A 23,532-nucleotide genomic window follows, 5' to 3' on the forward strand; every position below is an offset into this window, starting at 1 on the left:
GCCTGGCGTTCATGTGTGCGATGCCCTTGACGTGGGCGTGGTTCGATAGTGCTCGGCCGATATGCATATGGCAGACGCACTTCCGGCCGGAATCATGTGGAATGGCCCGCACGCGAGCTGCTTGGCGTGGCCGAAACGCAGAAAAGGAGCGTCCTTCACCTACATCGGCAGCAGCAGCTCAGAGATCAGAGAGGAGCTGTACAGCGAGTGCCGCGAAGCTGTCCAAGGGCATCGGGAAGGTCTTCGACGCGATGCTCTCCTGCCCCTCCTACCAGGTGACATTGGGCAGCACTGTCATCGACATGGGCACTCAGGAGTCGGCCGCGCCGAACTCGGCGACGGGCAGTGGAGCCAACTGCTCGCCTTCTCCGCAGGCGGGTGGCGCAGCGTCGTCAAGCAGACGGCGATCCGCGCCGGCAGCATCCTGGTGGTCGTCTATGGTGCTCCTGGCCTGGTTGAGACCCATCTGGCGAAGGCTGTCGACAAGGCTCACCCCACAAGGTGCGCATGCCCGCCATGCCACCTTCGCGTCAGTCGCAGGCCAGTCCGTGGAAGGTATTGCGGATGTCCGTCAGAGGTTGGCGGTCGCGGGTGTAGTAGAGCTTGTTGGTCAGGAGCACCGCCCGTCGCCGTTGACGCGGCGAGATCCACATGCCGCCGCGCCCGGCATCGCCCCCGCCGATGACGTCTGAGTCCACTACGGCTTCACCGGCACCTCGGGCTACGGGGCGCAGGTGTTCGTCGGCCCTGCGGCAGCGCTGCATGGGTAACCCATCCGTACAGGGCGTTGCGCGGCGCATTACCCTGCCGAGCATGATTCGCGCTGTGGTGTTCGATGTCGGTGAGTGCCTTGTGGACGAGACCCGTGAGTATGGGACCTGGGCGGACTGGCTGGGAGTGCCGCGGCATACTTTCGCGGCGATGTTCGGGGCGGTCGTCGCGCAGGGGCGGGATTACCGTGAGACGTTCCAGGAGTTCCGGCCGGGGTTCGACCTGGCCGAGGAGCGGGACAGGCGAGCCGAGGCCGGCAAGCCGGAGTGGTTCGGCGAGGACGACCTCTATCCCGATGTGCGGCCGACCCTGGCTGGGCTGCGCGAGGCCGGTCTCTGGGTCGGCATCGCCGGCAATCAGACCGTGCGGGCCGGCGGTCTGTTGCGTGGGCTGGATCTGCCGTCCGATCTCATCGCTACCAGCGACGACTGGGGTGCGTCGAAGCCTGATGTGAAGTTCTTCGAGCATGTCATCGAGGCGACGCCTGCCGAGCCGGGCGAGATTCTGTACGTCGGCGACCGGCTCGACAACGACATTCGCCCGGCCGTGCAGGCCGGGCTGCTGACAGCGCTGATCCGTCGGGGCCCCTGGGGCACGATCCAGCAGCGTGATCCGGAGGCCGACGCGATCACCACGATGCGGATCGACTCGCTGGCGGAGCTGCCGGGGAGGATCGCCAGGTTCAACGCTGGAGAGCGCTGACCGTCGTCCCCCAGTCGTAGAGCCGGTCGTCGAAGTCCCGGACACACTGCTCGTTCTGCCACGGAGCGAGCGTGCGCCGCACTTCGCGTACGCGGTCCATGCCTGTGGCGTACCAGGTGGCGGCGAGCTGGTCGAGGGCCTGGCCGGCGTAGTGGCATGCCTCCTGCGGATTGCCGTCGGCTGCTGCCACCGCGGCCAGGTCTCCGAGGACGACGGTGCGTTGCTTGGCGGACTCGGGCGGCAGGTCTTCGAGGACCTGCTGAAGGGTCTCGCGGGCCTGAGGGATGCGACCCGCTTTGAGCTGAGTGTTGCCCTTGAAGGCCGCCAGGCGGGCGGAGCCGAACCAGTCCATCCACACGGGAGTGGTGTGCTCGGAACCGGCGGTGAGGATGTCTTCGGCGTGGCTGATGAGGTTCAGGGCGGTGCGGGTGTTGCCGCAGCGGGTCTCGCACTCGGCTTCGACGGCGTCCAGCCAGGCGTGGAACTCGGCAGACGCGGGGCCGCGGCGGGCGTAGGTGCGGGCCGCCACCATCCGCTCCACTGCCGCCTCGCGTTCGCCTGCCCAGCCCGGGATGAAGGCCGTATGCGCGAGGATCGCGGATCCCAGAAGCGGATCATCCGCCTCGCCGGCGGCCTGGAGAGCGCGGAGCAACGTGTCACCGGCCTGGTCGGGTTGGCGGAGGTCGAAGAACTCAATGCGGCCTGCCAGCAGGTAGGACTCGGCGAGTGCGGCTGCGAGCCGGTGCCGGGCCGGTTCGACCGTCTCGGGCAGAAGCGCGCAGCCCAGCCGCGCGTGCTCCAGAACCGCGGGGTGGAGAGTGGCCGGCGCGACCGACCAGTACAGGTACCGATGGGAACGGGTCACGGCTTCGAAGTTGGCTCCGACGCTGATCGGTTGTGTGATTGCGACGGATTGGGTGGGCACCGTGGCCAGGCGCGTGCCGGGCATGGAACGGGCCGTCGAGGTTGGGCGGGTCTGACCACCCGAATGTTGTCCTGAGCCCCAGGGAGCGGTGAAGCCGAGATCTTCGGCCTCCTGACCCAGCAGATGGGTGAGCACGCGACGGATGTCCGGCTGGGGCCACGGCGGATTGTCGGACTCCCACCGCCGGACCTGGCGGACACCAACGGCCAGTCCCCGGATGCCGAGCTGCGGTGCGTCGCTCGTGATGGCGTCCGCGAGGGCCTGCTGCGAGTTGTAGCCAGCCGCCACCCGGGCGGCTTTGAGGCGAGTGTTGCCTATGGGACGGGACATGACTCCTCCGTGGTATCGGAACCTCACCTGAGGCTCTCACGCTACGTCCCCTTCGCGGCACCAACTCATCAACCAGGTGAATGGAAGCCCTCTTGGAGTCCTCTGAGTGACCCTTTGAAGTCCTCGAAGGGGACGTAAGGTCTCGCGAGGATGACACCTCCGCACATTCAAGCCTCAGTGCTCAGTGAGGAGTTGTCCCTTCGTGTCACAAGAGACCCCGGAACCACCCACGATGCGCACGGTAGGAAGCTGCGAGATCCAGGGCGCCGGATTCCGCTGGGACGCCGTACGCGTGCCTCGAAGCCTCGGGGCGCGTGTGCTGGTCGCTCTCGGTTCTCGTAGCGGTGCTGTGATCGAAGATCCGCGTGAACCGGCCCTCTACTGGTTCGTACGGACGGGCACCGCGGCCGTCTGGGACGTGCCTGACACGCGACCACTCGGCCTGTCCCAGCACCTTGTCGTCCCTCCACCGCATCGCATGCGCGGGCCTGGTCCCCACTGGCGGATCTGTCCCGAGAACGGCCAGATGTTGACGGACGCCCAGGTCCTTCACGCGGCAGTCGAAGGCGTGACAGCTCCTCTCCGAGCACCAGTTACGGAGACGACATGACCACTTCCCTGCACTCGGGCCCCTCACGGCAGCGATTCGGCGCGTCGGCCGCGGCCCCACCTGCAGGCCGTGACCTCCTCGGCATGGTTCTCGGCGTCATATGGGCCCCCGGCTCGATCGTCGCCGTGTGCGGGCTTGCCTACCTGACCCAGCACAGCCCGGCGCCGGTGCAGACGGGCAGCGCAGCCGCGTCCGTCCCTGACTCGGCTATCAGTTCCTGACCCGGTCAGTACAGGGGCCAGTCGACCGGGCCCACCTCAGCCAGATCTCTCCCTCCAGGCCACCGGCTTGCCATGCCGAAGGAGCAACGTCACATGTTCCAGCACCGCGCTTTACAAAACGTCAGCGATGACGTTCCCATCCATGTCTCGATGGACCGGACACTGCGCGTCAAAGTCATCGACGCATGCGGCATGACGTGCACGTTCTGCCATAACGAGGGAACTCCGGTCAGCGCCGACAACCACCCGCGCTGGCCCGAACGTTTCACCCCGACAGGCCCCTCGGGGAGGACCTCCCTTTACGTTGCCACCAACGGCGCCCGCTTCACCAGCGCCCCCGTCATCCCGGACGAGGCGTTCCGCGCTGCCCTCACTCAACTCCGCGACGCACTGGACTTCGACGAGGTCCACCTCACCGGCGGGGAACCGACCCTGCACCCCAAGCTGCCGCAGATCGTCGCTCTGGCACGGCAGGCCGGCTACTCGGCCAGTGTCACCTCGAACGGCGAGAACGGTGTGAGGTCCTTGCCCGGCTGTGCGGACGCCGGACTTCGGCACGTCAACTTCTCGATCTTCGGCACCACCCCCGACGAGCTCACGCAGGTTCAGAACACACGGTTCAGCGTCCGGGCGCTGGCAACCCGCAAGATCGAAGCGCTGGAGGACTCGATCCGCGTCGCTGTGGCCCTCGGCATCGGAGTGCGGGCAAACGTCGTCATCCCCGATCACACCCACGTGCAGAGGGTCCACCGGCTGCTGGAGAAGTACTCGCCGAGGCTATCCGTGCGGATACTGACGTCGCTGGCTGATGGTGATGCGTCTCTTGACGCCGTTGATCTTCTCCTGGCCGAGCTTGGTGCTGTTCCGCAGGAGATCCGGCTGATCGCAGGTACGTCAGGCTTCCGCATCGCCTATCGGCTTCCGTCAGGCCGGCAGCTCGTGGTGAAGCACATCCGTTCCTTGCGGCTGCCCGATACGTGTGCCGACTGCAGGTTCAACAACAGCGTTGACTGTCAGGAGGGTTACTACGGGGTTCGGCTCTATCGCGACCCGGACGGCACCTTCCACGTCGGCGTGTGTATTCAGCGCATGGACCTGTGTCTGCCCGTGGAAGAGTTCGTGGGCAGCGACGCGTGCGCCGAGATCAGGAAGATGCGCGAGCAGGACCTGCACGACCTGACCGCGTAGATAACGAAACAAACGAGAGCGAGGATGCTGTGGCCCAGCACGAATACGAAGCCAAGTTCCTGGAGATCGACGTGGACGCGGTACGCGACCACCTGCGATCGGCCGGGGCCGAGCGGGCCTTCGGCAAGACCATGTTCACCCGTCTGATCTTCGAGAACGACGCCGTCCAGGGCGAGCAGTGGCTGCGCCTGCGGGACGAGGGCGGCAAGACCACCCTCACGCTCAAGCAGGTCACCGACGCCACCCACATCAACGGCACCACCGAGATCGAGATCGAGGTGAACGACCTGGAGCGGACCACGGAACTCCTCGCGGCCCTGGGCCTGCGCCAGGTGCGGTACCAGCAGAACTACCGCGAGGAATGGCAGCTCGACGGCGTCACCTACGACTTCGACACCTGGCCGGACCTCCCCACCTTCCTGGAGATCGAGAGCACCTCCGAAGAGGCCGTACGCAAGGCGGTGGCCTCGCTCGGACTCGACTACACCGAGGCCCGCTTCGGCAGTATCGATCTGATCTACAAGAGCGAGCGGGACCGGGACATTCTCGCTGAACCCACTCTGCTCTTCGGCTGACACCTTGCTCCCTGGCCAGCTGTCGCATCCGGTGCTCGCCTGTGACTCGCCAGTCGAGCACCGGAACTCGCAACGCTAAGGCCCCGCATTGATCATCGGGAGACGCGCAGTCGCAGTCGGTGCCCCCGACGCGAGCAGGGAGAAGGTTGTGATCCTCCACGCACGGCCCGTGTCGAAAATGGCCCAGACAACAAACAAGGCCCTGGTCTCCGACCAGGGCCTTCGTCATGGAGCGAGTGACGGGAATCGAACCCGCGCTCTGAGCTTGGGAAGCTCATGTTCTACCATTAAACTACACTCGCGCAGCGATCTTCCCGGAGGGAATCGCATCGCGTTTACTCTACCTCATGGCCAGCCGCACCCGGTGCCGCGTCCCGGAGCTGTGAGCCGTGTCGGCGCCCGCCGTCTCCCCGGGTGTTTCCGGCTTGCCCCATGTGTTGCCCCCGCCCCGCCCCGCCCTTCCCGGTTACCCCGTGTTGGGGGGTGGGGGACCGTCCGTACAGTCGTCCGGTTTGGGTGGTTTCGGGCTTGCTTTCGGGTGGGGATCCCGCTGCCCGGTGCGGAAGTTGGGGCGTACCGTGGCCGATCGGAGTGCCGGTTGGAGCGGTGTCCTGTACATCCCCTAATGTGGTGTTTTCTCTCGTCCGCGCTTGATGGGGAAGGGACTTGATGGATCCGATGGAGCGCACCGTCGTCCGCTGTGCCGAAGGGCACGTGTTCAGTACTGCCTCGTTCCCGTTGCAGCAGCTCGGGACCGACCGGATCGGGCCCGGGCGGCTCATTCGGTGTCCGCGCTGTGCGCGGTTGCGGCATGCCGTGCCGGTGGGGCTGGAGCAGCAGTAGCAGCAGGATCGGCAGCAGGGGCAGAGGCAGGAGCCGGCCCGCTGCGGGAGCAGTAGCGACAAGATCAGCTGGGGCGGGAGGAGTGGCCCCGGTCGCCGTTTCGGGCGGGTGCGTCGTCCGTGGTGCGGGGTGTGCGGGTCGGCCGATTGGGGCGGGGCCGCACGGTCCCCGTATCCTCGGGGCGTGCTTCTCTCAGACAAGGACATCCGGGCCGAGATCGACGCCGGGCGCGTGCGCATCGATCCGTACGACGAATACATGGTGCAGCCCTCCAGCATCGACGTGCGGCTCGACCGCTACTTCCGGGTGTTCGAGAACCACAGGTATCCGCACATCGACCCCGCGGTCGAGCAGGCGGATCTGACGCGCAAGGTCGAGCCGGACGGGGACGAGGCGTTCATCCTGCACCCCGGTGAGTTCGTGCTCGCCTCCACCTACGAGGTCGTCACGCTGCCCGACGATCTCGCGTCCCGTCTCGAAGGCAAGTCCAGCCTCGGGCGGCTCGGGCTCGTCACGCACTCGACCGCCGGGTTCATCGACCCGGGTTTCTCGGGGCATGTCACGCTCGAACTGTCGAACGTCGCGACGCTCCCCATGAAGCTCTGGCCCGGGATGAAGATCGGGCAGCTCTGCATGTTCCGGCTCACCTCGCCGGCCGAGCACCCGTACGGCAGTGAGCGGTACGGGTCGCGCTACCAGGGGCAGCGCGGGCCGACCGCCTCGCGGTCCTTCCTCAATTTCCATCGGACCCAGGTGTGATATCCAGCCATGAGTGACGTACGCGAGAACCTGACATACGACGGCTTCGGGAACGCGGTGCGCGAGCTCGCGCAGACCATCGCCGACGACGGCTATGAGCCGGACATCGTGCTCAGCATCGCGCGCGGCGGCGTATTCGTGGCCGGCGCGCTCGCCTATGCCCTGGACTGTAAGAACATTCATCTGGTGAACGTCGAGTTCTACACCGGTGTAGGGACCACGTTGGAGATGCCGGTCATGCTGGCGCCCGTGCCCAACGCAATCGATTTCTCGGCCAAAAAGGTGCTCATCACCGATGATGTCGCCGACACCGGGAAGACCCTCAAACTGGTCCACGACTTCTGTGTCGGCGCCGTCGCCGAGGTGCGCAGTGCCGTGATCTACGAGAAGTCGCACTCGCTGGTGAAATGCGAGTACGTGTGGAAGCGCACCGACGAGTGGATCAACTTCCCCTGGAGCGTCGAGCCGCCCGTCGTGCGGCGCGAGGGCCAGGTGCTGGACGCCTGATGCCGCAATCGTAAATGCGGGGGAACGGTGAAGGATTCGGGTGCTGACCGGCACTTGAATCCTCTCGGTGGGGCTCTCCGTGCCCCTCTCCGTCTCTGTTCTGTCTCCGTTCTGTACCTGTTGCTCGTTGCGCAATGGACTCGCTATTCCACCGGCGGGCCGCTCTGGGCTCCGAGTTGCGCGGGGTTTGTCCGGCTTTCTGGCTTGATGCGGCCGGGATGCCGTGCGGTTCGCGGAGGGAATACGCCCCATCGGTCCGGGAGTTCATCGGACTGTCGTCTCCGATCGCCCCGGGTGTGTAACGGGTCGGTTAGAGACGTGTGAGAGGCTTTCCGGTCGGTGGTCGCCTTAATACCGGGCTGTCCGTCTCGTGCCGATCTCGTGTAGGCCCACGAATGCGGACACACCATCAGCCACAGGAGTGCGGACTCCGTTGATTCCGCCGGATCACGGTGTGACGCATCATGGTGTTCTGCGAGAACGTGAGGGGTTGGCCATGCGGACGTCATTAGATTCGACGGGACCTGAAGCCAGGATCCCGGTCGCCATTCACGCGTCCGACCCGCTCTCGCTGGCAGGAGCTACCACTCAGCTACGCCAGCAGCCGGCCATCGAGCTGGTCGACGAGGCGAGCGGACGGCCGGGAACGGTGGCGGTCCTGCTGGCGGACGCGCTGGACGAGCCGACCCTGTCGCAGTTGCGGCGGCTGGTACGGATCGACGGCACCCGGGCGGTCCTCGTGGCCGGTCTGATCCGCGAGGCTGAACTGCTTCAGGTCATTGAGAGCGGCGTCGCGGCCATAGTCTGGCGGCACGAGGCCACCGGGCACCGGCTCCTGCAGGCAGTCATCGCTGCCTCAAGGGGCGAGGGAGACCTCCCGTCCGATCTGCTCGGGCGGTTGATATCCCAGGTCGGTGCCCTTCAGCGCAAAGCCACCAGCTCACCGGGGGCCCCCGCTTCGGGGCTCTCCTCGCGTGAGCTGGAGGTGCTGCAACTGGTGGCCGAAGGCATGGACACGGCTGAGGTCGCGCGCAAGCTCTCGTACTCGGAACGCACTGTCAAGAACGTGATGCACGGCCTCACGACCCGGCTGCACCTTCGCAATCGGGCCCATGCCGTCGCTTATGCCTTCAGGGAGGGCTATATCTGACCATGGCGGGACGGGTCCCGGTTCCGGCACTCAGCCGGCCGGGTGCCCTGCCGGTCATTCCGCCGGTCCTCAAGGGCACGCCGTACTGCCCCTGAGGGCCAGCGGCGTTGTACCCGGACCGTCCCTCCCACGCCTGGGGTGTTGATGCACCCCAGGTGCAGGATGGCGGTGCGGACCCGCGACCCGGAGCGGGTGACGCCTGTGACACCGGCACCAGTGAAGGGCGCGACAGTGATCCACGAGGTGGACGAGGTCCTGAAGGGGCTGCTGTCCGGCGGCGCCCTGGCGGGGACCGGAGTCGACATCGCCTTCGAGGCGCCGACCCGCGACTGGGCGGCCCGGCGCAACTCACCGACGATCGACGCCTATCTGTACGACATCCGCGAGGACGTCAAGCGGCGTGAACGCGGCGCCATCGCGATCAAGGACGAGCGTGGCGTGGTGCTGAAGCGGCGCCAGCCGCCGCGTTGGTTCCGGCTCTCGTATCTCGTCACGGCCTGGACCAAGCAGCCCCAGGACGAGCACCGGATGCTCTCCGCCGTACTGGCCACGCTGCTGCCCCGCGAGGTGCTGCCGCCGGAGGAGCTGACCGGGGCGCTGGCCGAGCTCGGGCTCACCGTGCCCATGACGATCGCCGGGCTGCAGACCGACGCGCGGTCGTTCGCCGAGATCTGGTCCGCGCTGGGCGGCGAGCTCAAGCCGTCACTGGACCTGGTCGTGACCGCGCCCTTCCCGGCGTTCCCCGAGTACGAGGTCGGGCCGCCGGTCACCGAGGGCGCCGGGGTACGGGTCCGCGGTACGGACGGCACCCTCGACGACTCGCAGCAACGGGATCACCAGCCGCGCCACTTCGCCCGGACCAGCGCACGCCGCCGACCGGGCGTCGCAGGCGGGGCAGGCGCCGCAGGCGGGGCCACGGGTACGGCCACCGATACGAGTACGGGCACGGGAGCGCAGGCGGAGTGACGTCGGACACCGAACTCGGCCGCGAAGCCGGACCGGAAGCCGGCGGCCGTGCAGCCGGGCTGCGTCGCGGCACCGGCACCGGCACCGATGGGACGGCCGACGCGCTGATCGCCCGGCTGGGGCTGCTGCGTGAGCGGGTCGCGGAGCTGGTGGAGTCGCGCAGCGCCACCGACCCGACCGCCGCCGATCCGCTGCGCGGGCTGTATCTCTCCGACGAGGCCGTCCAGCATCTCCTCGGGGCCCGTGACAGGGCCGGGGCCGTTCCCCGCGTGGGTACTACCGGCGTTGGTACTGATGCGAGCGGTGACGAGAGCGGAGACGGGGGCAGCACCCCCGGCCCCCGCGCCTCCGGTGGCGTCGACCGGCTGCGCCGCCTCACCCGCAGGCTCGGGCTCGGCCCGCTGGACGAGGCGATCCTGCTGCTGGCCCTCGCCCCCGACCTCGACCGCACCTTCGAGCCGTTGTTCGGCTACCTCAACGACGACGTCAGCCGTCGCCGGGCGACCGTCGGGACGGCCATCGAACTGTGCGGCCTGCCCGTGCACGATGCCGGCGCCCGTGCCCGCTTCCACCCCTCCGCGCCGCTGCCCGCCCTGGGACTCATACAGGTCGAGGAGGCCGAACGCCCCTTCCTCAGCCGGTCGTTGCGGGTACCGGACCGGGTCACCGCGCATCTGCTCGGCGACGACACCCCGGACGCCGCGCTCGCCGGACAGGTCACGCTGCTGGCGCCCCGCCCCGTGGAATCCGCCCCGCCGGGCGGCCCGCTCGTCGAGCAGCTGGCCGAGCGGCTGACCGCCGGGCGGCTGACGGTGTACCTCCGCGAGCAGCGGGACGGCGACGGCCTCTCCTGCGCCACCGCCGCACTGGCCGCCGCCGGTCTGGAGGCCCTGCACTTCAACCCGGGCCAGGGCTCCTCCGGGGACACCGCTGCGGCGGATCCGGCTGCTCCGTACCCGGCCCCGGGCGAGCGCGGCACACCGGAGTTCCTCTCCGATCTGCTGCGCGAGGCGCGGCTGCGTGGGTGCCCCATCGTGGTGGCACCGGTACCGGAGAGACCGGGGCCGCTGCTCCGGGCGCTGATGGCACAAGGCATTTCACAGGGCAGCACTTCACAAGCCGGCACCTCACAAGGGGTCTCCGTGCTGGTGGCCGGCGGGCGTCCGTACGATCCTGACTGGTGCGGCCGCGACCCACTGGTCGTCGACGCCCCCCGGCAGCGCTCCGGCGATCTCGATGTCTGGTCGGCGGCGCTCGGGCTGGCGGACGGGCCGGGCTCGCTCGGCTTCGATCTGGCGCCCGTCGTCGCCCCGTACCGGCTGGGCGGCGACCGTATCCGCCGTACCGCGCGCGCCGCGCTGGACCTCGCCGCCTTCGACGGCACTGAGTTGTCCGCCGCGCATCTGCGGCTCGCCGCCCGGCAGCAGTCCGCTTCGGGGCTTGAGCAGCACGCCCGCCGGATCAGGCCCGACGTGGGCTGGGACGATCTGGTGCTGCCCGACCGGCCGCTGGCGCAGCTGCATGAACTGGCCCTGCGGGCACGCCACCGCGACCGGGTGCTCGGCGACTGGCGGCTGAGTGCCGGCGGTGGGCGCGGGCGGGGCGCGCTGGCGCTGTTCGCGGGTGAGTCGGGGACCGGCAAGACGCTGTCCGCCGAGGTGGTCGCCGCCGAACTCGGCCTCGATCTCTACGTCGTGCAGCTCTCGTCGGTGGTCGACAAGTACATCGGTGAGACCGAGAAGAACCTGGAACGGATCTTCGCCGAGGCGGACCGTACGGACGCCGTGCTGCTCTTCGACGAGGCCGACGCCGTCTTCGGCAAGCGCTCGCAGGTGACCAGTTCGAACGACCGCTACGCGAACCTGGAGAGCGCCTATCTGCTCCAGCGCCTGGAGTCCTTCGACGGGATCGTGCTGCTCACCACCAATCTGCGGGGCAACATCGACGAGGCGTTCACCCGGCGCCTGGACCTGATCGTCGATTTCCCGTTCCCGGACGCCGCCCAGCGGCTGGCGCTGTGGCAGCACAGCCTGACGCATGTGCCGTGCGCGGACGACATCGATCCGGACCCCTGCGCCAAGGAGTTCGAGCTGGCGGGCGGTTCGATCCGCAGCGCCGTGGTCACCGCCGCGTATGCGGCCGCGGGCCGGAACTCGCCGGTCACCTCGGACGATCTGCTGGCGGGCGCGCAGCGCGAGTACCGCAAGGCCGGGCGGCTGGTCCTGGACGACGGCGGCTGGTGAAGCGGTGAACGGTGGCGGGCGGCGGGTTCTCACCCGCCGTCCGCTCATTCGTCACCCGCCGCTCACGGTGCCGCCCGGCTCCGGACAGGACCGGACGGAACCGGATGGGATCACGAGTCCTTGGGGATCTGGATGAAGGACCATTCATGGGCATCCGGGATGTCGCACTGCCCGATCATGAGCTCGTTGTCGTCGTTGGTGCCCTGCTGGTTGTCCGGGCCGTTCTGAGTCGTCTTCAGGCAGAGGTCGTTGCTCGCGTAGTTGCGGATCAAGTAGTGATCGTCGCGCTGCTTGTCGAGCCACCACAGCTGGTTGTCGGCCTTGGTGCCGTCGCAGGTGAACTCGGCGAGCCCGGTTCCGGCCGGCCTGGGGCCCATGTCCCCCAGGTCCATGCAGAGGCGGTCCTTGATGTTGCGCATCTGGAACAGGCTGTTGTTGTTCGGGCCGCCGTGCGGGTAGCGCACCTCCAGGTCCCAGATCTGGTTGTCCGCGTCCGTGGGGTTGCAGTCGTTCTCGATGACCCAGCCGTTGATCTGGCCCTTGTCCCGCCCGGGGAGTTCGGCGCAGAGCTTGGTCCCATCGTTCTTGATCAGCACGTGCTTGGCGTTCGCCGGGTCGGGCTTCTTCTTGGGAGCGCCTCCGCCGCCGCCTCCGCCGCCTCCGCTGCCGCCGCCGCTGTTGCCGGTGTCCGGGTTCGGAGCTGACGGCGTGGGCGGCGGGGGCACGCTGGCCGCGGGCGTCGGGAGGCTCTGTGTGGGGGTGGGGGCGGGGATGTCGCCGGCTTGTTCGACCTTGGCGGTGGCGCGGGTGGCGACGGTGGGTTTGTGGGTGAACCAGGCCATGATGAAGACGATGGCGATGGCCATGAAGATGGCGAAGACGGTGGCGAGCCAGCGGGGGAGTACTCCGCGTTGGACGTAGGTGCCGTCGACGTCGAGGGGTTTGGTGCCGGAGCGCTGGATGGCGAGTTTGTAGGGGCGGTCCTGTTTGCGGCCGAACCAGATGATCTGGCGGGGGCGGAGGGTGGCGCGTACGAAGGCGGCGCGGCCGGGTTCGATCTGGACGTTGGCCGGGAGGATCTCGTACGAGAGCTGGTCGCCGTTCTCGCTGCCGTTGATCGATGCGGTGAGCTTGGTGTTGCCGAGGTTGTCGATCGCGAGCTTGGGGCGTCCGCGGAAGCGTCCCTTGACGGTGTGGGGTACGAGTTCTGCGCGGACTTCGGAGAACGGGGTGATGGTGACGTTGCCCTCGGGGACGGTGGTCGCCTCGGGGTGTTCGGTGGGGATGACCTGGACGCCGTACGGGTTGGGTCCGGCGATGGCGTCGGGGGTGCGCGGCGGGGCGAACGTGAGGTCCACGGTGCCGGTGGTGCCGGGGAAGAGTCGGATGGTCGGTGGTTCGACGGTCACGTACGGGGCGAGGTCACCGACGGGTACGCACCGGTACTCGTCGACGACGTCGCCCGTGTTGCGCAGCCGTAGCCGCACGGTGGCCGTACTGCCGGGGTCCACTGTGGTGGACGCCGGCTCCAGAGATGTCCAGATGCTCACGCGCCGGACACTAGTCAGCGTCATGACGTCGTGTCACCAGGCTGGGGGGCAGGGCGGTTGCCCCGGGCGGCCTTTCCGGCTGCCCTTCGTGTCGGTCACGGGCACCGGCCGGGGCTCCACGGGCACCGGTCGAGGCTCCCGGGGGCACCCGTGCTGGGCACGCGCCGGTGTCCGGGCGGACGTCCGCGGTCCGTACGGCCGGCCGACGGGTCACCGGGACAGCAACGGGTGACAACACGGCATCTGCCTGTAATCATCTGGCCGTTCACCCGTTGCCGCACCGTCACCGTGCGGGACCGCGCCACGGATCGGCGGTGGCCCCGCGAGCACCCGGCTGCCCATCGGGGCATTCGCCATGCCCTCGAATAGGTACCGGCGGACGTTTCGCCGCCGCTTCCGGTGTCGCAGGGTGGAGAGCAGGTCGTGTCTCGTACCCCGAGGAGAGCTGAGAATGCCGTCTTACCTGTCACCAGGTGTGTACGTGGAGGAGGTGGCCAGCGGCTCCCGTCCGATCGAGGGGGTGGGCACCTCGGTCGCCGCCTTTGTCGGTCTCGCGCCCGTTGGGCCGCTGAATGAGCCGACACTGGTGACCAACTGGACGCAGTACGTCGCGTCGTTCGGTGAGTTCACCGACGGCTATTTCCTGGCGCACTCGGTCTACGGTTTCTTCAACAACGGCGGCTCGGCCGCCTATGTGGTCCGCGTCGGTGGAGTCCCCGGTGGGGTTCCCGGCGAGGAGGAGCAGAGCCCCGCGGCCGTCACCGGCCGCCGTGCGCCGGCCGCGCTGCCGCCCGGCGAGCCGAAGCAGCTCGGCACCTTCGCGGTGTCGGCGATCGCGCCCGGCGAGAGTGGCTCCATCAGCGTCGAGGTCGCGGACTCCGAGGGGCCCGCAGACCGCTTCAAGCTGGTCGTCAAGGACGGCGAGAAGGTCGCGGAGACCTTCGACGTCTCGGCCAAGAAGGGCAACCGCAACTACGTTGTCACGCAGGTCAAGGAGCGCTCGAAGCTGATCCTCCTCCAGGAGGACGCCGCTGCCGCGCAGGTCGCGAGGCCGGAGAACCAGACGGTCGCGCTCGCCGCGCCGCCCGCCGCCCCGGCCACCCCGGCCCCGGTGGAGCAGCAGCAGCCCGAGCAGGTCCGCATCGGTGACTACCTCGGCGACTCCGCCGACCGGACCGGCTTCGGCGGTCTGGAAGCGGTCGACGAGATCTCGATGGTCGCGGTCCCCGACCTGATGGCCGCCTACCAGCGCGGCGCCATCGACCTGGAGGCCGTCAAGGCCGTCCAGCTCGGTCTGATCGCGCACTGCGAGCTGATGGGCGACCGGCTGGCCGTCATCGACCCGCCGCCCGGCCTCAACGCCCGCGAGATCCGTGTCTGGCGCCAGGACACCGCTGGTTACGACTCCAAGTACGCAGCCCTGTACTACCCGTGGATCAAGGTCTTCGACCCGGCGGGCGGCCAGACCAGGCTGATCCCGCCGAGCGGCCACGTCTCCGGCATCTGGGCCCGTAACGACTTCGAGCGCGGTGTGCACAAGGCGCCGGCCAACGAGGTCGTACGCGGCGCCGTGGACCTGGAGATGCAGATCACCCGCGGTGAGCAGGACCTGCTCAACCCGCTCGGCATCAACTGCATCCGGGCGTTCCCCGGCCGCGGTATCCGGATCTGGGGTGCGCGCACCCTCTCCTCCGACCCGGCCTGGCGCTACCTGAACGTCCGCCGGTACTTCAACTACCTGGAGGAGTCGATCCTCACAGGTACCCAGTGGGTCGTCTTCGAGCCGAACGACCAGGCTCTCTGGGCCAGGATCCGGCGGAACATCTCGGCCTTCATGGTGACCGAGTGGCGCAACGGCGCACTCTTCGGTGCTACGCCGGAGGACGCCTACTACGTGAAGTGCGACGCCGAGACCAACCCGCCGGAGTCGGTGGACCTCGGCCGTGTGATCTGCGAGATCGGTGTTTCACCGGTCAAGCCGGCCGAGTTCGTGATCTTCAGGCTGGCCCAGTTCTCCAGCGGTGGCGGAGAGCTGGAGGAGTAGCAGCGCCCGGACCCGGCGGCCAGGACCTGGCCGCCGGGTCCGGCCCGCGCACCACCGGGCGTCCGCCCGCCACGGCCATCACGGCCCGTGCGGGCGGCCCCGGTACCGGCACCACCGGCACTATCGACACCTCGGACAGCGCGAACAGAAGGAACAGCGTCCATGAGCCTCATGCCCGGCGATTCGCTCACTTCACATAATTTCGGTCTCCAGATCGACGGCGTCATGGTCGAGTACCTCCAGGAGGTCAACGGCCTGGACATGACGCAGGACGTCATCGAGTTCCAGCAGGTCTCTTCGAACGGCCAGCCCATCACCAAGAAGCTGCCCGGCGTGAAGAAGGCGGGGGAAGCCACGGTCGTCCGCGGCATGACCCAGTCCAAGTCCTTCAACGACTGGATCAACGCCTCCGTACGCGGCGACATGGGCTCGGCCCGTAAGAACGCCTCCATCATCGTGATGGACTACCAGAACAGCCCCGTGAAGCGTTACCACCTCCGCAACGCCTGGTGCAGCAAGGTCGCGGCCAGCACGGTGAAGGCCGGCGAAGCCTCGGCTCTCACCGAGACCGTCACGATCACCTACGAAGAAATGATCATGGAGTAATGCGCAGGGGAGCAGTTGCCCAGCCCGCACCGGCCGCCGCCACGGTCACCCCCGAGGCGGCGGCTCCGGTCGCGGTACCGGCCGCCGAACCACCTCCCGCACGACGGGAGTTGCGCACCGAGTTCGCCTTCGAGCTGCCGCGCGGCTACGTGGACGAAGCGGGGAACGTGCACCGTGAAGGTGTCATGCGCCTGGCCACCGCACGGGACGAGCTGATCCCGTTGCGGGACATACGGGTGCAGGAGAACCCCGCATATCTGTCGGTCGTCCTGCTCGGCCGGGTCATCACCCGGCTGGGCAGTGTGACGCATATGCACGACGGCGTGGTGGAGAACATGTTCGCCTCCGACCTCGCCTTCCTGCAGGACTTCTACCGTCAGGTCAACGCCGAGGGCCACACCAGGGCCGGCGTGACCTGTCCGCACTGTGAGCAGCCGTTCGAGGTCGAACTCGGCGGGGGCCGCCTGGGGGAATCGTGACGTACGCGACCGAACGTGTCCACGAGGAGATCGCGTACATCGCTTACCACTTCCACTGGAGCCTGGAGGACATCCTGGACCTCGAACACCGCGACCGGCGCCAGTATGCGGAGCAGATCGCCGCGCTCGTGACCCGCGCGTCGGCAGAGCGGTAAGGGGGCGGGGGCACCGTCATGGGATTCCTCGACAGGTTCCGGGGCCGTACGGACACGGGCTCGGGCACGTCTGCGCGTAACGCTCCGGCGCCCTCGGGCCCGGCGCCTGCCGCGCAGGCTTCTTCTGCGCCCACATCTTCTGCGCCCACTTCTTCTGCCCCGGCGGCGGCCGCGCCGGCCGTGGTGGCGGCTTCCGGGCGGGACTGGAACGGACTGCCCGAGATCCAGCGGGCGACCGGTCGCACGGCGGGGCACGCCGTGGCGACCGCCGACTTCGCCTCCCGGCTGGCCACTTGGCAGAACCCGTCCTTCTCCGGGTCGCTCTCGCACGCCGTGCTCGACGGCGCCCCCGGCGGGCTGCTCCGTGACGCCCTGACGCCCGCAGCCGCTCCCTCCGGGGCCGGCTTCGGGCTGCCCGCGCTGTCGCTGCCGGTCGCCCCGGCCGACGACGCCGCCGACCTCGCGGACGCGGGCCCCGGCCCGTACGAGGGCTCCGGTCTGCTGCCGGGCTCGCCGGTCCAGCGGGCGGTCGCCGCCGCACGCCCGGCCGGTCCCCGCGTCGCACCCGTACAGCAGGCGGCGAGCCGCCGGGCTCCGCTGACCAAGGCGGCTCCGCCTGCGGTGCAGCGACGGGTGCTGCCCGCTTCGGCCCGTCCGGTACAGGCGGGTGAGCCTCCCGCCAGGGAGGCGGAATCTCCGGCTCCGGCCGTGTCTGAGTCTTCGCGTGCTGTGCCTTCCAGGGCTGCTGTGCCCTCTGGGTCCTCTGCGTCTGCTGTGACTCCTCGGGGTGCCGCCGCCCCCGGGCGGTCCGGGAGCGTTCCGGGAAGCGCGGCAGCGCCGGGAGCACCGGTACGGCGGTCGGCGGGCGCGCCGCCCGCGCCTGCGCAGGCTCCCGTACGGCAGGCTCCCGTACGGCAGACTCCCGTGCAGCTGTCGAAGTCGCCGTCGAAGTCGCCGTCCCGGGCTGCTGGTTCGGCTCCTGCTGCGGCGCCGTCGGGTCCGGCGGGTCCTGTGTCGTCGGCCGCGCCGTCTGTGCCGTCTGTGCCGCCCGTTGGTCCTGTCGGGCCGGTTGCCGGGGGCGCGGTGCAGCGGAGTGTGTCCACGCCCGGTGGGTCCGGGGCCAGTGGTACGGAATCGGTCAGTGGTACGGAGCCGGAGCGCGCAGCCGTGGAACGTGCCGTGACGGAGCCTCCCGCAGGCGGGAGTTCCCCTGCCGGGAACACGCCGGTGACCGGGAACCCCGCAGCCGGAAGTGCCGTGCCGGACCGGGGTGTTCAGCGGTCCATGGCTCCTGAGCGTGCGGTACGGGCGCAGCAGGGCCCCGCTTCCGTTCAGCGCGCGGCGACGCAGGGAACCGGCCGGGCGTCCGCGCTCGGTGCGCCGGTACGGAGCAGTGCGGGGGCAGGCTCCGCAGCGCCCGAGACGCCGCAGCCGGTCCGCTCCAGCAGGCTCGGACCGCCCGCGTCGGCTCCGCAGCCGCAGCGCCCGACGCCGTCCGAAACCCCGGCCAACCGGGGTGCGGGGAGCGGTACTTCTCCGTCTGGTGGTACAGGGTCGGGCTCCACTACGCCGTCCGGCTCGTCCGGCGAGGCTTCCCAGTCCCAGTCCCAGTCCGGGTCGAAGGCTCAGCCCCCGGCCGGCTCGCCGTCCCCGTCCGCCCCCGTACAGAAGCGTGCGACCGGCAGCGGGACCGGTACCGGCAGTGCGTCCACTCCCGCCTCGCCGTCCTCCGCGCCCCGGCGCAGGCCGCTGCTCGGCGCGCCGATGGCCGGGCCGCCGGACGGGGCGCGGCCGGTCGCGGGAGAGGCGAAGGGACCAACTCCGTTGCAGCGTAAGAAGGAAGGCGCTCCGGGCGGCAAGGCTGCCCCGGCGCCCGTACAGCGGTCGGCCACGTCCTCGGCTGCCCCGGCTCCGGGTCGTCAGGATGCCGGATCCGCCGGGAGCGGTATGGGGCGCTCGGACGTCACCGCAGCGTCGGCACCAGCACCGGCACCCATGTCTGCACCGGCACAGGCACCTGCATCTGCACCGACGCCCACGTCTGCACCGACGCCCACGTCTTCGCCGACGCCCGCTTCCACGCCCCCGTCCATCGCGATGCCGGTCGGGCCGACCAGTGCTGATGCACCGTCAACTTCCGGGCCTGGCAACGATGTCGGTCCCGTAGCGGCTACTCCGGCCGTGCAGCGCGCCCCCGGCGGGCCGGCTCCCGCCCCCGCCGCGCCGCCCGAGCGGCGGGCCCCCCGCGCGTCCGCTCCCGCCGCACGGCCCCTGGCCCCCGCGCGCGCCGTACGGCCGCCGGTCGAGGCGTCGGGTGCCGTGCAGCGGAAGAGTGCTCCGGGTGCGGCCGCTCCGCTCCGCTCCGTCGCGCCAGAAACGCGAGTCCCGGACCTCCCGGTTCCGGGCCGCACAGCCACGGACCGCCCAGCCCCGGCCAGCACGGTTCCGGGCAGCACAGCTCCGGGCAGCACGGTTCCGGATCTCCCTGCCCCGGCTCTTCCCGCCCCGGCTCTCCTGGTGTCGGACGACCGGCCAATGCGCCCCATGGCCGGCAGCGCGCCGGTCATCCAGCGTTCCGCCGCGCCCGGCATGCCCGTACCGCACGCCATTCCGGAGGCGAGCAGCGCTCCGGCGCCGGGGCCGAACCGCGTCTCCGTGCCTGGGAGTTCCGCGGCAGTGCGTCCCGTGGTCCGGCCCGCCGGTTCGGGTGAGCCGGTGGTCCAGCGTCGCGCCGTGTCCCTGCCTGGACCCGGTGGGGCCGCACCGCCGGCGAGCGGTGCCGGTACGGCCGGATCGGCCGATGTGCCCGCTACGACCCCGGTGGCGCGCCCCGTTCAGCGCTCGGCCGACCTGTCGGGGCCGGTGCCTTCGGCGGCTCTTCCCGGTGGTCCGGCCGCCCAGCAGGCTGCCGCGCCCCCGGTGCCGCTGCACATTCAGCGTGCGTCGGTCCCGGGCTCCGTGGCTCCCGTGCCGCAGGGCCCGGCCCCGGCCTCCTTCCGCCAGGAAGGTGCTTCGATGCGTGGCGACGGCCTCCCGTCCAGCGGCCTCCCGTCCAGCGGTGTCGCGCAGGCCTTCTCGGCCCTGCCGGTGCAGCTCTCGGCCGCTCCACAGGGCGCACCGTCCGCACCCACGGCCCCGGTCACGCCCGCACCGCCGGCCCCGCTCACGGCCCGGACCACGCTGCCGGTCCCGGGGGCCGCACCGGCGCCGGACACCGCAGGGCGCCCGACCGCACCCGTCGTCGCCCTCGGCCGCACGGCTTCCGGGCCCGCGTCCGCGGCGCTACCGGTGGTGCAGCGGGCCAACCCGCCGGGGTCGAAGCCTCCCCTGCTGGTCAAGCCGCCGACCCCCGCGGCCCCGCAGCTCTCGACCGTCAACGTCACGTCCCACAGCACACCGGGCGGCGGTGGCAGCGGCAACGGCAGCAGCGGCAACGGCGGTGGGGGCGCACCCCCGCCCCCGTACACCGAGCACGCCGACAGCCCCCCGCCGTACAGTGCCGTAGCGCCGAACCTCAACAATGGTCCCCGCTGCGACGGTTCCACCGAGGCGACCGGGAACAGGTTCGATGCCAGGGAACTGTCCGACGGCCAGGTGGATGAGCTCACCCACCGGCTGATGGGCCCGCTCACCCGGCTGCTGAGGACGGAGCTGCGCATGGACCGCGAACGGATCGGCAGACTCCGGGACCCCCGGCGCTGACGGCGAGCAACCGCACAGCACCGCACCACAACCGCACAGCACCGGACAACAACCTCACAGCACCGCACCACCGGCCGGGCCCGCACCACCCGGCCACCGCAGTACCGCACCACCCGCACCGACCCGCAGGAAGGAAAGCCGCACCCGATGCCCCAGGACCAGGATCCCGGCTCCACCATCTTCTTCAGCCTGTCCATCGACGGAGAGAGCCTGGGCACGTTCAACGGCTGCGAAGGGCTCTCCTCCCAGGTGGAGATCGAGCAGCGGCAGGAGGGCGGCAACAACGGCTTCGTCTGGCAGCTGCCGTCCCGGGTCACGTTCTCCAACATCACGCTGACGCGCCCGCTCACCCCGGACACCTCGAAGGTCGCGGCCTGGATCTCCTCCATCACCACCGGGGTCACCCGGCCCACGGCGCAGATCTCCGCGCTGCGCGCCGACGGTTCGCTGGTCGCACGCTGGGGGCTCATCGATGTGCTGCCGGTGAGCTGGCGGGGTCCTTCGCTGAACCCGTCGAACCCCTCCGTGGCCGTCGAGACCCTGGAGATCACCCACCACGGATTCACGGACTAGGGGGCAGCGCAGATGGCGAGCACCGGAGGCAAGGGCGGTAAGGGCGGCGCGGGCAAGAGCCTGGTGCGTGCGACGCTCGCGATCCACCAGCCGCCCGTCGGCTACAGCACGACGCCCGGCGGGCTGATCCGCACGTTCAACTTCGACTTCAACCCGTCCCAGCTGGCGCTGAGCCGCCGCGCCCAGTGGAAGACGACGCCCACGGCGGCGGTACGCGACGGCGCGGTGCCGGAGTTCATGGGGCCCGAACCCCGCGAGATGACGGTCGAGGTGTTCCTGGACACCTCCGACGAGCCGGACAGCAACGACGTGCGGAAGAACGTCGAAGCGCTCTTCTCCTGCTGTGAGGTGACCTCGGCCAGCATCGCGGCGAAGCAGCCGTCGACACCGTGGGTGGTCTTCCAGTGGGGTGCGTTCTCCACCGCGCGCTTCACCGCGTACGTCAGCTCGGTCGACGCCACGTACAGCCTCTTCAGCACCACGGGCGTCCCGATCCGCGCCACCTGCCAGGTGCATCTGCACGAGATCCCGAGCAAGACCGCCGGGCAGAACCCCACGTCGGGCGCGCTCACCGCACGCCGGGTGCACCGGGTCGTCGCGGGTGACTCGCTCCAGTTCCTCGCCTGGCGCGAGTACGGTGATGCCACGGTCTGGCGCACCATCGCCGAGGCCAACGGCATCGACAACCCGGGGCAGTTGAGCCCGGGCACCGAACTCATGCTCCCTGCCGCCGAAGAGGTCGGCCACTGATGACCAAGATCGGCTACTCCAATGTCCTCCATGTCACCATCGGCGGGGCGCCGTTGACGAAGGAGCTCGCATCGCTGCTCGTCGCCGGGTGGATCGATTTCGGCGCGGGTGTGCCCGGTTCCTTCCAGCTCACCTTCCGCGACCCCAAGAAGAAGGTGCTCTCCGACTCCGGCGCCGACATTGGCAAGAAGATCGTCATCGCGCCGGTCGCCGACGGCCAGGGGGCCCAGTCCCCGCTGATCACCGGTGAGATCACCGGCCTGGAGATCGACTACGACGGCACCGGCACCATGACGGTCATCCGCGGCTACGACGGCGGCCACCGGATGCTGCGGCAGCGGCGGGTGGTCGGGTACCGGAACATGACGGCGTCCGACATCGCCCGCAAGCTCGCGGGGCAGGACAAGCTGAAGATCGGCAAGATCGACGCCACCAAGAGCATCTACGAGTACATCACCCAGGCCAACGTCACCGACTGGGACTTCCTGTGCCGGCTCGCCGACGAGAACGAGCGGGTGCTGTCCGTCGACTCCGAGGGCGAGTTCCAGTTCGCCAAGGCCGACAAGGCGTCCGGCGCCCCGCCGGTCAGCACGCCGAGCGAGAAGAGCCCGTACGTCCTGGAGGCCGGGGTCGACATCCTTCGCTGCCGCGCCGCGGTCACCTCCGCCGACCAGGTGGCCACCGCCGAGGCGCGCGGCTGGGACGTGACGGCCAAGCGCGACATCGTCGGCAAGTCGCCCGCCACGTCCAACCCGGGGATATCCATCGGCACCACGCCCGCGAAAGCCAGCAGCAAGTTCGGGCCCGCGACGATCGTCGAGACGGACACCCCGTACGACAAGCAGAGCGAGGTGAAGAACGCCGCTTCGGCCCTCGCCGACGACGTCACCGCGGCCTTCGCCGAGCTGGAGGTGACGGTCCGCGGCAACCCCAAGCTGCGGCCCGGCGTCCCGGTCGCGCTCGCCGATGTGGGCGACCCGTTCGAGGGCAAGTACACGGTGACCGCCGCCCGCCACTCGTTCGGTGACGGCCGGCACTACGAGACGTTCCTGACGGTCAGCGGCCGCCAGTGGCGTTCGCTGTACGGGCTCACATCGGGCGGGCAGAGCCCGTCGGCCCGGATGCCCAGCGTCGCCAACGCGCTGGTCACCGACATCAAGGACCCGTTGAAGCAGGGCCGGGTCAAGCTGCGCTTCCCGTGGCTCGACGACATGTACACCAGCGACTGGACCCGTACCGTGCAGTTCGGCGGGTTCAAGGGCGGCGGCATCATCGCGCCCGACGCCGGGGACGAGGTGCTGGTGGGCTTCGACCGCGGCGCCCTCGACCACCCGTTCGTGATCGGCGGCCTCTACAACGGCAAGGACAAGCCCAGCAGCAACGACGTCCAGCCGTACGACCGCACCAGCGGCCGGGCCACCCGCCACACGCTGGGCGACCGCAACCGCAACCGGGTCGACCTGCTCGACGAACGGGTGGGCGGCAAGCGCGGTGTCCGCATCAGCAGCGGCGACGACCGGCTGACCATCAACCTGGACCGCACCAAGACCGAGATCACCGTCGACAGCAAGGGCTCCGTCACCATCAAGGGCACCCGGTCGGTGTCCATCGAGGCGGGCAAGGACCTCTCGTTGAAGGCGGGCGGCAAGATCTCGATCAGGAGCGGCGGGATCCTCGACATGCAGGGGTCGATCATCAACACCAAGGCCATCGGTGCGTACAACGTCGAGGCCGGTGGCGAACTGGGCCTGAACGCCGTCGGTCTGACCACCATCTCCGGCGAGGGCACCGTCCAGATCAACGCGATCGCGGACATCGGCATCAAGGCCGTCAGGGTGGACCTGCTGGGCCTCGTCTTCGCCAACGACATTCCGGTGGTCTGA

20 protein-coding genes, 1 tRNA gene and 1 pseudogene are annotated in these 23,532 nt (G+C 69.6%); 17 read left to right on the forward strand and 5 right to left on the reverse strand.

The window, feature by feature from the left end:
• Window positions 1–310: 310 nt before the first annotated feature.
• Together OHB13_RS19515 and OHB13_RS19520 are read right to left on the reverse strand one after the other, a co-directional pair.
• The gene (locus OHB13_RS19515; protein ID WP_328377956.1) at window positions 311–466 is read right to left on the reverse strand and encodes a hypothetical protein; all 156 of its coding nucleotides are present in this window, start codon (window positions 464–466) and stop codon (window positions 311–313) included.
• Between the two features lie 64 nt (window positions 467–530).
• Window positions 531–656: pseudogene (locus tag OHB13_RS19520) on the reverse strand (serine hydrolase domain-containing protein); the annotation flags it as partial.
• Between the two features lie 157 nt (window positions 657–813).
• Between OHB13_RS19520 and OHB13_RS19525 the strand changes: the two are divergent.
• On the forward strand, window positions 814–1,473 hold the full coding sequence (locus tag OHB13_RS19525) for an HAD family hydrolase (RefSeq protein ID WP_328380338.1): 660 nt from the start codon (window positions 814–816) through the stop codon (window positions 1,471–1,473).
• Here OHB13_RS19525 and OHB13_RS19530 read toward each other — a convergent pair.
• Complete coding sequence (locus OHB13_RS19530) at window positions 1,454–2,728, reverse strand: transcriptional regulator (protein WP_328377957.1); 1,275 nt, start codon at window positions 2,726–2,728, stop codon at window positions 1,454–1,456. The two genes, OHB13_RS19525 and OHB13_RS19530, sit on opposite strands and share 20 nt — an antisense overlap.
• Window positions 2,729–3,334: 606 nt before the next feature.
• Between OHB13_RS19530 and OHB13_RS19535 the strand changes: the two genes are divergently transcribed.
• The 3 genes from OHB13_RS19535 to OHB13_RS19545 all read left to right on the forward strand — a co-directional run bounded on the left by OHB13_RS19535 (window position 3,335) and on the right by OHB13_RS19545 (window position 5,322).
• On the forward strand, window positions 3,335–3,559 hold the full coding sequence (locus OHB13_RS19535; RefSeq protein WP_328377958.1) for a hypothetical protein: 225 nt from the start codon (window positions 3,335–3,337) through the stop codon (window positions 3,557–3,559).
• A gap of 93 nt (window positions 3,560–3,652) precedes the next feature.
• Window positions 3,653–4,747, forward strand: a complete 1,095-nt coding sequence (locus tag OHB13_RS19540; protein WP_328377959.1) for a radical SAM protein — start codon at window positions 3,653–3,655, stop codon at window positions 4,745–4,747.
• A 29-nt stretch (window positions 4,748–4,776) separates the two neighbouring features.
• Complete coding sequence (locus tag OHB13_RS19545; protein WP_328377960.1) at window positions 4,777–5,322, forward strand: class IV adenylate cyclase; 546 nt, start codon at window positions 4,777–4,779, stop codon at window positions 5,320–5,322.
• 228 nt (window positions 5,323–5,550) lie between these two features.
• Here OHB13_RS19545 and OHB13_RS19550 read toward each other — a convergent pair.
• Window positions 5,551–5,624, reverse strand: a tRNA-Gly gene (locus OHB13_RS19550).
• A 724-nt stretch (window positions 5,625–6,348) separates the two neighbouring features.
• Here OHB13_RS19550 and dcd point away from each other — a divergent pair.
• The 5 genes from dcd (at window position 6,349) to OHB13_RS19575 (ending at window position 11,790) form a co-directional block, all read left to right on the forward strand.
• Window positions 6,349–6,924: a dCTP deaminase gene (gene dcd / locus OHB13_RS19555; RefSeq protein ID WP_164262529.1), complete on the forward strand. Its 576-nt coding sequence runs from the start codon at window positions 6,349–6,351 to the stop codon at window positions 6,922–6,924.
• A 9-nt stretch (window positions 6,925–6,933) separates the two neighbouring features.
• A complete protein-coding gene (locus OHB13_RS19560; RefSeq protein WP_266855039.1) occupies window positions 6,934–7,431 on the forward strand; it encodes a phosphoribosyltransferase in 498 nt (165 codons plus the stop codon).
• 496 nt (window positions 7,432–7,927) lie between these two features.
• A complete protein-coding gene (locus tag OHB13_RS19565; protein WP_266855038.1) occupies window positions 7,928–8,581 on the forward strand; it encodes a helix-turn-helix transcriptional regulator in 654 nt (217 codons plus the stop codon).
• Between the two features lie 231 nt (window positions 8,582–8,812).
• The gene (locus tag OHB13_RS19570) at window positions 8,813–9,547 is read left to right on the forward strand and encodes a DUF4255 domain-containing protein (protein ID WP_328380339.1); all 735 of its coding nucleotides are present in this window, start codon (window positions 8,813–8,815) and stop codon (window positions 9,545–9,547) included.
• 59 nt (window positions 9,548–9,606) lie between these two features.
• On the forward strand, window positions 9,607–11,790 hold the full coding sequence (locus OHB13_RS19575; protein ID WP_328380340.1) for an ATP-binding protein: 2,184 nt from the start codon (window positions 9,607–9,609) through the stop codon (window positions 11,788–11,790).
• 110 nt (window positions 11,791–11,900) lie between these two features.
• Here the strand turns inward: OHB13_RS19575 and OHB13_RS19580 are convergent, their stop codons facing one another.
• Entirely contained in the window at window positions 11,901–13,340 is a 1,440-nt protein-coding gene (locus tag OHB13_RS19580; RefSeq protein WP_328377961.1) for an RICIN domain-containing protein, read from the reverse strand.
• Between the two features lie 451 nt (window positions 13,341–13,791).
• On the opposite strand from OHB13_RS19580, the gene OHB13_RS19585 reads away from it, so the two are divergent.
• The 8 genes from OHB13_RS19585 (at window position 13,792) to OHB13_RS19620 (ending at window position 23,532) form a co-directional block, all read left to right on the forward strand.
• Window positions 13,792–15,384 (forward strand): phage tail sheath family protein, encoded by a 1,593-nt coding sequence (locus OHB13_RS19585; RefSeq protein WP_266855036.1) that lies wholly within the window; start codon window positions 13,792–13,794, stop codon window positions 15,382–15,384.
• 162 nt (window positions 15,385–15,546) lie between these two features.
• Entirely contained in the window at window positions 15,547–15,990 is a 444-nt protein-coding gene (locus OHB13_RS19590; protein ID WP_266855035.1) for a phage tail protein, read from the forward strand.
• Window positions 15,990–16,469 carry a hypothetical protein gene (locus tag OHB13_RS19595; RefSeq protein ID WP_328377962.1) on the forward strand — a complete coding sequence of 160 codons (480 nt, stop codon included), beginning with the start codon at window positions 15,990–15,992 and terminating at the stop codon, window positions 16,467–16,469. Before OHB13_RS19590 ends, OHB13_RS19595 begins: the two co-directional genes overlap by 1 nt.
• Window positions 16,466–16,624 (forward strand): DUF6760 family protein, encoded by a 159-nt coding sequence (locus OHB13_RS19600; protein WP_266855033.1) that lies wholly within the window; start codon window positions 16,466–16,468, stop codon window positions 16,622–16,624. The genes OHB13_RS19595 and OHB13_RS19600 overlap by 4 nt, the downstream gene beginning before the upstream one ends.
• Before the next feature lie 2,733 nt (window positions 16,625–19,357).
• Window positions 19,358–20,326: a hypothetical protein gene (locus tag OHB13_RS19605; RefSeq protein ID WP_328377963.1), complete on the forward strand. Its 969-nt coding sequence runs from the start codon at window positions 19,358–19,360 to the stop codon at window positions 20,324–20,326.
• A gap of 147 nt (window positions 20,327–20,473) precedes the next feature.
• On the forward strand, window positions 20,474–20,899 hold the full coding sequence (locus OHB13_RS19610; RefSeq protein ID WP_266855031.1) for a phage tail protein: 426 nt from the start codon (window positions 20,474–20,476) through the stop codon (window positions 20,897–20,899).
• Window positions 20,900–20,911: 12 nt separating this feature from the next.
• The gene (locus OHB13_RS19615) at window positions 20,912–21,649 is read left to right on the forward strand and encodes a CIS tube protein (RefSeq protein ID WP_266855030.1); all 738 of its coding nucleotides are present in this window, start codon (window positions 20,912–20,914) and stop codon (window positions 21,647–21,649) included.
• On the forward strand, window positions 21,649–23,532 hold the full coding sequence (locus OHB13_RS19620) for a VgrG-related protein (protein WP_328377964.1): 1,884 nt from the start codon (window positions 21,649–21,651) through the stop codon (window positions 23,530–23,532). The genes OHB13_RS19615 and OHB13_RS19620 overlap by 1 nt, the downstream gene beginning before the upstream one ends.

This window comes from Streptomyces sp. NBC_00440 (assembly GCF_036014215.1).
GTDB lineage: Bacteria > Actinomycetota > Actinomycetes > Streptomycetales > Streptomycetaceae > Streptomyces.